The sequence below is a fragment of the Kocuria sp. KRD140 genome, from assembly GCF_017168375.1.
GTDB lineage: Bacteria > Actinomycetota > Actinomycetes > Actinomycetales > Micrococcaceae > Kocuria > Kocuria marina.
In genome coordinates this window covers 177195-186242 of sequence record NZ_JABFAW010000002.1, presented here as the reverse complement: position 1 = coordinate 186242, position 9048 = coordinate 177195, and the positions used below count along the sequence as shown (strand labels likewise).

Annotated in this window: 9 protein-coding genes and 1 pseudogene; all 10 read left to right on the top strand. The window is 65.8% G+C overall.

The window, feature by feature from the left end; translation table 11 throughout:
• Positions 1 to 68 precede the first annotated feature (68 nt).
• On the top strand, positions 69 to 449 hold the full coding sequence (locus tag J1M36_RS03095) for a hypothetical protein (RefSeq protein WP_064845328.1): 381 nt from the start codon (positions 69 to 71) through the stop codon (positions 447 to 449).
• 30 nt (positions 450 to 479) lie between these two features.
• Complete coding sequence (gene atpB / locus J1M36_RS03090) at positions 480 to 1271, top strand: F0F1 ATP synthase subunit A (protein ID WP_064845326.1); 792 nt, start codon at positions 480 to 482, stop codon at positions 1269 to 1271.
• Positions 1272 to 1384: 113 nt separating this feature from the next.
• Positions 1385 to 1585, top strand: coding sequence for an ATP synthase F0 subunit C (gene atpE, locus J1M36_RS03085; RefSeq protein WP_035964663.1), 201 nt, complete (start codon positions 1385 to 1387; stop codon positions 1583 to 1585).
• A gap of 49 nt (positions 1586 to 1634) precedes the next feature.
• Positions 1635 to 2186 (top strand): F0F1 ATP synthase subunit B, encoded by a 552-nt coding sequence (locus tag J1M36_RS03080; RefSeq protein ID WP_064845325.1) that lies wholly within the window; start codon positions 1635 to 1637, stop codon positions 2184 to 2186.
• A complete protein-coding gene (locus J1M36_RS03075; protein WP_064845323.1) occupies positions 2186 to 2998 on the top strand; it encodes a F0F1 ATP synthase subunit delta in 813 nt (270 codons plus the stop codon). Before J1M36_RS03080 ends, J1M36_RS03075 begins: the two co-directional genes overlap by 1 nt.
• Positions 2999 to 3167: 169 nt before the next feature.
• Positions 3168 to 4793, top strand: coding sequence for a F0F1 ATP synthase subunit alpha (gene atpA, locus J1M36_RS03070; RefSeq protein WP_064845322.1), 1626 nt, complete (start codon positions 3168 to 3170; stop codon positions 4791 to 4793).
• Between the two features lie 57 nt (positions 4794 to 4850).
• Entirely contained in the window at positions 4851 to 5762 is a 912-nt protein-coding gene (locus J1M36_RS03065; protein ID WP_064845717.1) for a F0F1 ATP synthase subunit gamma, read from the top strand.
• Between the two features lie 42 nt (positions 5763 to 5804).
• Positions 5805 to 7271 (top strand): F0F1 ATP synthase subunit beta, encoded by a 1467-nt coding sequence (gene atpD / locus J1M36_RS03060; protein ID WP_035964656.1) that lies wholly within the window; start codon positions 5805 to 5807, stop codon positions 7269 to 7271.
• A gap of 2 nt (positions 7272 to 7273) precedes the next feature.
• Positions 7274 to 7552 (top strand): F0F1 ATP synthase subunit epsilon, encoded by a 279-nt coding sequence (locus tag J1M36_RS03055; protein ID WP_064845716.1) that lies wholly within the window; start codon positions 7274 to 7276, stop codon positions 7550 to 7552.
• Between the two features lie 131 nt (positions 7553 to 7683).
• A pseudogene (gene murA / locus J1M36_RS03050) lies at positions 7684 to 8949 on the top strand (UDP-N-acetylglucosamine 1-carboxyvinyltransferase); the annotation flags it as partial.
• Positions 8950 to 9048: the final 99 nt, after the last annotated feature.

The following is a 9048-nucleotide window of genomic DNA, read 5'->3' as shown; positions in this document are numbered from 1 at the left end:
CCTCCCGCCCGTGACTCGAGTGGCGGCCGGGCGGGGCACGACCGACCCACTCACGAAAGGCGAAGGCCATGAGTTCCGCACCGAACGAGCCGGGAGACCGGCGCCCCAGGGACCTGCGGGGGATGTCAACGCGCATGCGGGACAACGCGCGCAAGGAAACCCTCCACACCGCGGGGGAGCTCGTGGAGCGTGGCGGTCTGGGTGGTGGGATCGCGGTCCTGCTGTACATCGTGGTCGGTGCGGTGTTTTGGAGTTTGGTAGGCTGGTTCCTGGATCACCTACTGGGAACTCGGTGGATTGTGATCGCGGGAGCTGTCTTCGGGGCGGCCGCCGGGGTGTACCTCGGTTATCTTCATATGAGGGACGCCTTGAACCGCAGTACCGCCCCGCAAAAGACCCCGTCGGAGACGAAGAAGTCATCCGGCATGGGCCCCGAGCCCAGAGTGTGACCGGTCTGGATACCGCAGAAAGGACCTGTATTGAACCCCGCCCTGAGGATTCCGGCCGAATTCGTGGCCCCGTCCACGGAAGATGCGCATCTGCCCCCGTTCTTCGAAGTGGGTTCCTTCGCCCTCGGTAAGCACTCGTTGCTGATCCTGTTGTCGGTGGTTCTGATCGCCGCGTTCTTCATGTACGTGGTGCGGCGGCGAGCGCTGGTCCCCACCAAGGGCCAGTACCTGGGTGAGATGGGCTACGGGCTCGTGCGTAACCACCTGGGTCGCGACATCATCGGCGAGAAGGACTTCCGCCCGTTCGTGCCCCTGCTGTTCACCTTCTTCTTCTTCATCCTGGTGAACAACCTCTTCGGGTCCATCCCCGTCCTGCAGCTGCCCACGTTCTCGCACCCCGGCACCGCGTACGTCTTCGCGGCCATCGCCTACGTCGTGTGGGTCGGGGTCGGCATCAAGCGCCACGGTCTGGGCCACTTCATGGCCAAGATGACCATGCCGCCGAACGTCCCCAAGGTCCTGTACCTCATCCTGATCCCGCTCGAGTTCCTCTCGAACATGATCATCCGCCCCGTGACCCACGCACTGCGTGTGTTCGCCACCATGTTCGCCGGCCACATGGCCATCATGGTCGCGGCGGCCTTCATGGCGTACCTCGCCACCGAGGTGGGCGGCGCCCTGGGCATCGGCGGCTCGATCTTCGGTCTGGTCCTCGGACTGTTCATCTACTTCCTGGAGGTTCTGATCCAGATCCTGCAGGCCTACATCTTCACCCTGCTGTTCGCCGTGTACGTACAGGGCGCACTGCAGGAGGGGCACTAGCCCCACGAAGGAGCGCGACCTCCGGGCCGCTCACGTGACCATCGACCATTCACGGTTTCCCGTAATGGCACCACGGCCCGCTCCAGCGGGCACCCAGAAAGGAAATATCCATAATGGAAGGTTCGCTCAGCGTTATTGGCTACGGTCTCGCTGCCATCGGCGGTGGCATCGGTGTGGGTCTCATCTTCGCGGCTTACATGCAGTCCGTGGCCCGTCAGCCCGAGTCCCAGCGCGTGATCCAGCCCATGCTGTTCATGGGCTTCGCCGTGGTCGAGGCGCTCGCCATTCTGGGCTTCGTCCTGGCGCTGCTCTAAGGGCTCTCCCTTTCGCACTCGCCCTAACTAGAGAACAGGAATCGCGCTCATGAACGCAATGGTGTTGGCAGCTGAAGAGGGGCAGAGCCCTCTGCTCCCCAACGGCTGGGAAATGCTGATTACCTTTGTGGGGTTCGCAATTCTGCTCTTCATCGCGTACAAGTTCATCGTCCCGGCGTTCGAAAAGGTCTTCAGGGACCGCGCTGACGCCATCGAGGGTGGACTGGCCAAGGCCAAGGCTGCTCAGGCCGAGGCCAAGGCCGCTCGCGACGAGTACAACCAGCAGCTCGAAAGTGCCCGGCTCGAGGCCCAGAAGATTCGTGAGGAAGCTCGCTCCGAGGGCGAGAAGATCCTGGCGGACTTCAAGGATCGCGCCAACCTCGAATCCGCGCGGATCACCGAGAACGCGCACAAGGCCATTGAGGCCGAGCGTGCGGCCGCTGTGGTCTCACTGCGTGACGAGGTGGGCACTTTGGCAACACAGCTCGCGTCCAAGATCGTCGGGGAGTCCTTGAACGACGACGATCGCGCCAACCGCGTGGTCGATCGTTTCCTGGCTGATCTCGAGGCCGAGCAAGGTCGCACGGGAGCTGCACGGTAATGGCAGAAGCATCGAACGAACCCTATCGTCCGCTCTCCGTGGACGTTGACCGCTGGGCATCTGCCGCGAGTCCCGAGATCGCACACCAGTTGTTCGAGATCCTGGACATCGTGGACGAGAACGGCGCACTGCGCCGCGCTCTCACGGATCCCTCCCGGCCCGCAGAGGACCGCGCCCGGTTCGTGCACACGCTGCTCGACGGCCGCGCGCACGAGGTGGCCGTGGACGTCGTCGCCGAACTCGCATCCCAGCGCAGCGCCACCGAGCGCCAGCTGGGTGACGGGATCGAACGCACGGCCGTGTTGTTCGCGGCCGCGTCCGCCGAGAACCGCGGCGGCGTGAACGCGCTCGAGACCCTCGTGGACGAACTGATCCGGTTCAAGTCCGTACTGGATCACTCCACCGAGGTGCAGAACGCGTTCTCGGACTCGCGCGCGAGCGCGCAGGCCAAGGTCACCCTGGCCCGTCGTCTCATGACGACGAGCTCGGAGGAGGTGTCCTTGCTGATCGAACGCGCGGCGAGCGAACCCCGGGGCGCACTACCCGGTCGCCTGCTCGGGCACTTTGCCGAGTGGGTCGCGGACCGTCAGCAGCGCTGGATCGCGCGGATCACCACGGCTCGTCCCCTCCGGGAGGACCAGACGGAGAAACTGCGCCAGGGTCTGAACCGGCTGTACGGACGGGACCTGAAGCTCACCACGGAGGTGGACCCGTCGTTGGTGGGTGGCCTGCGGGTGCAGGTGGGCGAGGAGGTCATCGACGGATCGGTGACCCACCGGCTGGAACAGTTGCAGCAGCGGATCGCAGCCTGATCCCCGCGCGCAGCGGGGATCGCGGGGAGTCGGTCGATGCCGGCATCTCGTCACGTTGCCCCCCGACCGCTGGGGCGGCCGCACGGCGATGGGGCAACGCATCGCGACAAGTACAACCGTGGTCATGGCTCGAGCGATGATCACAAGACGTAGAGAGCAGGGACAGTAGATGGCCGATGTGACCATCAATGCCGATGAGGTCCGTAGTGCGCTGAATGAGTTCGCGGCGTCCTACGATCCCGGCAATGTGGAACGAGTAGAAGTCGGACGCGTGTCGTCCGCCGCGGACGGTATCGCGCATGTGGAGGGCCTGCCCTCCGTCATGGCGAACGAGTTGCTCAAGTTCGAGAACGGGGTGCTGGGCCTGGCCCTGAACCTCGACACCCGCGACATCGGCGTCGTGGTGCTCGGTGACTTCCAGGGCATCGAGGAAGGCCAGGAGGTGCACCGCACCGGCGAGGTGTTGTCGGTGCCCGTGGGCGAGGGCTACCTCGGCCGCGTCGTGGACCCCCTGGGCGAGCCCCTGGACGATCTCGGACCCATCGCCACCGAGGGTCGCCGCGAACTGGAGCTGCAGGCTCCGGGCGTGACCATGCGTAAGTCGGTGCACGAGCCGCTGCAGACCGGCATGAAGGCCATCGACGCCATGATCCCGATCGGGCGTGGCCAGCGTCAGCTGATCATCGGTGACCGCCAGACCGGTAAGACCGCGATCGCGGTGGACGCCATCCTGAACCAGCGCTCCAACTGGGAGTCCGGTGACGTGGACAAGCAGGTGCGCTGCATCTACGTGGCCATCGGTCAGAAGGCCTCCACGATCGCCGCGGTGCGCCAGACCCTCGAGGACAACGGCGCCCTGGAGTACACCACGATCGTGGCCGCTCCCGCGTCCGAGTCCGCCGGTCTGAAGTACCTGGCCCCCTACTCGGGTTCCGCGATCGGTCAGCACTGGATGTACGGCGGCAAGCACGTGCTCATCGTGTTCGACGACCTCTCCAAGCAGGCCGAGGCCTACCGTGCGGTGTCGCTCTTGCTGCGCCGCCCGCCGGGACGTGAAGCGTACCCGGGTGACGTCTTCTACCTGCACTCGCGCCTGCTCGAGCGTTGCGCCAAGCTCTCCGACGAGCTGGGCGCGGGCTCCATGACCGGGCTGCCCATTATCGAGACCAAGGCGAACGACGTCTCGGCGTTCATCCCGACCAACGTCATCTCCATCACCGACGGTCAGATCTTCCTGCAGTCGGACCTGTTCAACGCCAACCAGCGTCCCGCCGTGGACGTGGGCATCTCGGTGTCCCGCGTGGGCGGTGCCGCGCAGGTCAAGGCCATGAAGAAGGTCTCCGGCACGCTGAAACTGGACCTCGCGTCCTACCGATCCATGCAGGCGTTCGCCATGTTCGCCTCGGACCTGGACGCCGCGTCCCGTCAGCAGCTGATCCGCGGTGAGCGGCTCATGGAGCTGCTCAAGCAGCCCCAGTACACGCCGTACCCCGTCGCGGACCAGGTCGTGTCCATCTGGGCCGGTACCACGGGCCAGCTCGACGACGTCGACGTCGCCAACGTCGCGGACTTCGAGCGCGCGCTGCTGGACCAGGTCCGGCGCACGACCAACGTGATGGACTCGATCAACTCCACGGGCAAGCTCGAGGACGACGCAGTCGAGGCGCTCAAGACGGCCGTGGCCGAGGTCAAACGGGACTTCCACGGTTCCAAGCACGGGATCGAGGCCGGGGTCGAGGAGCACGAGTCCCTGGGCGCGACCGCTGTGAACCAGGAAACGATCGTCAAGAAGTAACCGTTCTCGTGGTGCGCCGGAATCCGGCGCACCACGGCGGTGCCGAAAGGAAATTTCATGGGAGCGCAGATTCGGGTCTACCGACAGAAGATCGCGTCCACGTCGTCGATGAAGAAGATCTTCAAGGCGATGGAGATGATCGCGACCTCGCGCATCAACAAGTCCCGTCAGAGTCTCGAAGCCGCGTACCCGTACGCCAATGCGCTGACCCGCGCGGTCTCCCAGATCGCCACTCAGCACAACATCTCCCACCCCCTGACCACCGTCCCCGACGATGTGCGGCGTTCGGCCGTCCTGGTGTTCACGTCGGACCGCGGGCTCGCGGGGTCCTACTCCTCCAACGTGCTCAAGCGCACGGAGGAGTTGCTCGAGCTGTTGCGTTCGCAGGGCAAGGAAGCGCGCGTGTACCTCGTGGGCCGCAAGGCCAAGGCGTACTTCGACTTCCGGCACCGTGACTACGACGAATTCTGGACGGGCAACACGGACAACGCCACGACCGAGCGCGCCGAGGAACTCACGGACAAATTGATGCGCGACATCAACGCCCCGTACGAGGACGGTGGCGTGGACGAGGTGCTGCTCGTGTACACGCAGTTCAACTCCATGGTGAACCAGGAGCCCCGGGTGTTGCGCCTGCTGCCCCTGGAGGTCGTGGACGCGAACGACCTCGGGGACGAGATCTCCGAGCGTTACGAGGCCCTCGAAGAGACGCAGAACAACTTCGAGTTCGAGCCGAACGCGGAGGAGCTCTTCAACCAGATCCTGCCCCGGTACGTGAAGGCGCGGATCTACTCCGCCCTGTGCCACGCGGCGTCGAGCGAGCTCGCATCCCGCCAGCGCGCCATGAAGGCCGCCGGGGACAACGCGACCGAGCTCATCAAGAAGTACACGCGCTTGATGAACAACGCCCGCCAGGCCGAGATCACCACCGAGTTGACCGAAATCGTCAGTGGCGCCGAGGCACTGTAGCCCGCGCTGCCCGCCCTTGCCAGCCGAAACGAAGTGAGAGAAATGACTGCCACAATCAACGACCAGGCCACCCAGCCGGTCTCGGAAGGTGCCACCGGCCGCATCGCCCGGGTGATCGGGCCCGTGGTCGACGTCGAGTTCCCCGAGAACCAGGTCCCCGACCTCTACAATGCGCTGACCGCGGACTACGAGTTCAACGGCCAGCCCCGCCGGATCACCTTCGAGACGGCACAGCACCTGGGCACCAACGTGGTGCGCGCGATCTCCCTGCAGCAGACCGACGGTCTGGTGCGCGGGACCCCCGTGCAGGACACGGGCGCCCCCATCTCCGTGCCCGTGGGTGACGTGGTCAAGGGCCACATCTTCAACGTACTAGGTGACGCGCTGGACCTGCCCACCTCCGAGCTGGACATCCAGGAGCGCTGGCCCATCCACCGCAAGGCCCCGTCCTTCGCGGAGCTCGAGGGCAGCACCGAGATGATGGAAACGGGCATCAAGTCCATCGACCTGCTGACCCCCTACATCAAGGGCGGTAAGATCGGCCTCTTCGGCGGCGCGGGCGTGGGCAAGACCGTGCTGATCCAGGAGATGATCACGCGTGTGGCCCGCAACTTCGGCGGTACCTCCGTGTTCGCCGGCGTTGGTGAGCGTACCCGTGAGGGCAACGACCTGTGGGTCGAGATGGAGGAGGCAGGCGTTCTCAAGGACACCGCCCTCGTGTTCGGCCAGATGGACGAGCCGCCCGGAACGCGTCTGCGCGTGGCCCTGACCGGTCTGACCATGGCGGAGTACTTCCGCGACGTGCAGAACCAGGACGTGCTGTTGTTCATCGACAACATCTTCCGGTTCACGCAGGCCGGTTCCGAGGTCTCCACGCTGCTGGGCCGCATCCCCTCCGCCGTGGGCTACCAGCCCACCCTCGCGGACGAGATGGGTGTGCTCCAGGAGCGCATCACCTCGACCCGTGGTCACTCCATCACGTCCATGCAGGCCATCTACGTGCCCGCTGACGACTACACCGACCCGGCTCCCGCGACCACGTTCGCGCACCTGGACGCGACCACCGAGCTCTCGCGTGAGATCGCCTCGCGTGGTCTGTACCCCGCGATCGACCCGCTGTCCTCGACCTCCCGCATCCTGGACCCGCAGTACGTGGGCCAGACCCACTACGACGTGGCCACCCGTGTCAAGGGGATCCTGCAGGAGAACAAGGAACTGCAGGACATCATCGCGATCCTCGGTGTCGAAGAACTCTCCGAGGAGCAGAAGGTCGTGGTCTCCCGCGCCCGCCGCATCGAGCAGTTCCTGTCCCAGAACACCTACACCGCCAAGCAGTTCACCGGCGTGGAGGGCTCCACGGTTCCCCTCGAGGAGACCGTCGAGGCCTTCGGCAAGATCTGCGACGGCGAGCTGGACAACGTCCCCGAGCAGGCGTTCTACAACGTCGGCGGCCTGGACGACGTCATGCGGCGCTGGGACGAGATCAAGGCCGAGACGGGCGAGAAGTAATCATGGCCGAACTCATCGTGGAAATCGTCGCCCTGGATCGCAAGATCTGGACGGGTACCGCGCGCCTCGTGCGGGTACGCACCACCGAGGGCGACATCGGCATCATGCCGGGACACGAGTCCATGGCGGGGCTGCTCAAGCCGGGGGAGTTCGCCATCGACCGTGTGGACGGCGACCGTCTCGTGGGCAGCATCGACTCCGGGTTCGTCTCCGTGGACAACAACCGTGTCACGGTGGTTGCGGACGAGGTCTCCCTGGATTCGGAGGCGCGTTCCGCTTGAGCGGTATCGCGTGACCGGTCGACGTCGACCCTCGTGCCTTCGGGTGCGGGGGTCGACGTCGTTCGCCTACCGTGGTGCGCTGGCCCAGGTGTCACGGCGGACTGTCCCGTACTCGTGATCGAGGAGAATGCATGGAAGAGAAGATCGAAGTACACGGGCCCACGAAGGTCAACGGTGAGCTGCCCGTGTACGGCGCCAAAAACAGTGTGCTCAAGCTCATGGCTGCGGCGCTGCTCGCCACGGGCCGTTCCACGATCACCAACGTCCCCGAGATCCAGGACGTCACGATCATGGCGGAGCTGTTGCGCCGGCTCGGGTGCGAGGTCTCGTACGAGCCCTCGGCGCACAGCGTGACCATCGACGTCCCGGAGGAGCTCGGTCACCAGGCCGACTACGACCTCGTGCGGGCCATGCGGGCGTCCATCTCCGTGCTGGGCCCGCTCATGGCGCGCTGCCTCCAGGCCGAGGTCGCCCTGCCAGGCGGGGACGCGATCGGAACCCGGGGCCTGGATATGCATCGCGCGGGACTCGAGGCCATGGGGGCCCGGCTGACCATCGAACGCGGGTTCCTGCGAGCTAGTGCACCGGACGGTCTGACGGGTGCGACCTATCGACTGGGCTACCCCTCCGTGGGGGCCACCGAGAACCTGATGACCGCAGCCACGACCGCCCGGGGCGTCACGGTGCTGGACAACGTGGCCCGCGAACCGGAAATCGTGGACATCGGCCGGATGCTGCAGGCCATGGGTGCACGGATCGAGGGGCTCGGTTCCACCACGATCATGGTCGAGGGGGTCCCGCGGCTGCACCCGGTCACGCACCGCACGGTCCCGGACCGTATCGTGGCCGGGACGTGGGCCTTTGCCGCCGCGGTCACGGGCGGTCGCGTAGAGATCGCGGGTGCGGAACCGGAACACCTGGACGTGGTGCTGGCCAAGCTGCGCTGCGCGGGTTGCGAGATCAACACCGCCGATGGGCGGTTCGTGGTGCGCGGTCCCGAGCGGCCCAAGGCCATCAACGTCTCGACCCTGCCCTATCCGGGGTTCCCCACGGATCTGCAACCGTTCGTGGTGGCGCTCAACGCGGTGGCCGAGGGTAGTGGGATCATCACGGAGAACGTGTTCGAGGCCCGGTGGGGATTCACTGCGGAGCTTGAGCGGCTCGGTGCGCGTGTGCGCCTGGACGGGCATCACGCCCGGGTGGACGGCGTCCCGTCGAACAAGCTGTCGGGTGCTCCCGTGGAAGCCATGGACATCCGGGCCGGCGCGGCTCTCGTGATCGCGGGGATGGCGGCCCACGGGGTCACAGAGGTCTCCGGGGTGGGGCACATCGACCGCGGCTACGAGCACTTCGTGGACCATCTGGCCGGAGCGGGAGCCAAGGTGCAGCGCCGCATGGCTCGCAGTTGGAACCCCCCACCCCTGCTCCTACTCAGCAAAAGCAGATTTTGGCGCGCTGAGCTGCTTCTGCTCCACTTAACATTCTGTGGAGTGGGA

Bases quoted from the DNA above. Each gene is read 5' to 3' on its own strand.
- J1M36_RS03095 (WP_064845328.1), top strand. From the start codon at position 69: ATGAGTTCCGCACCGAACGAGCCGGGAGACCGGCGCCCCAGGGACCTG.
- atpE (WP_035964663.1), top strand. From the start codon at position 1,385: ATGGAAGGTTCGCTCAGCGTTATTGGCTACGGTCTCGCTGCCATCGGC.
- J1M36_RS03080 (WP_064845325.1), top strand. From the start codon at position 1,635: ATGAACGCAATGGTGTTGGCAGCTGAAGAGGGGCAGAGCCCTCTGCTC.
- J1M36_RS03075 (WP_064845323.1), top strand. From the start codon at position 2,186: ATGGCAGAAGCATCGAACGAACCCTATCGTCCGCTCTCCGTGGACGTT.
- atpA (WP_064845322.1), top strand. From the start codon at position 3,168: ATGGCCGATGTGACCATCAATGCCGATGAGGTCCGTAGTGCGCTGAAT.
- J1M36_RS03065 (WP_064845717.1), top strand. From the start codon at position 4,851: ATGGGAGCGCAGATTCGGGTCTACCGACAGAAGATCGCGTCCACGTCG.
- atpD (WP_035964656.1), top strand. From the start codon at position 5,805: ATGACTGCCACAATCAACGACCAGGCCACCCAGCCGGTCTCGGAAGGT.
- J1M36_RS03055 (WP_064845716.1), top strand. From the start codon at position 7,274: ATGGCCGAACTCATCGTGGAAATCGTCGCCCTGGATCGCAAGATCTGG.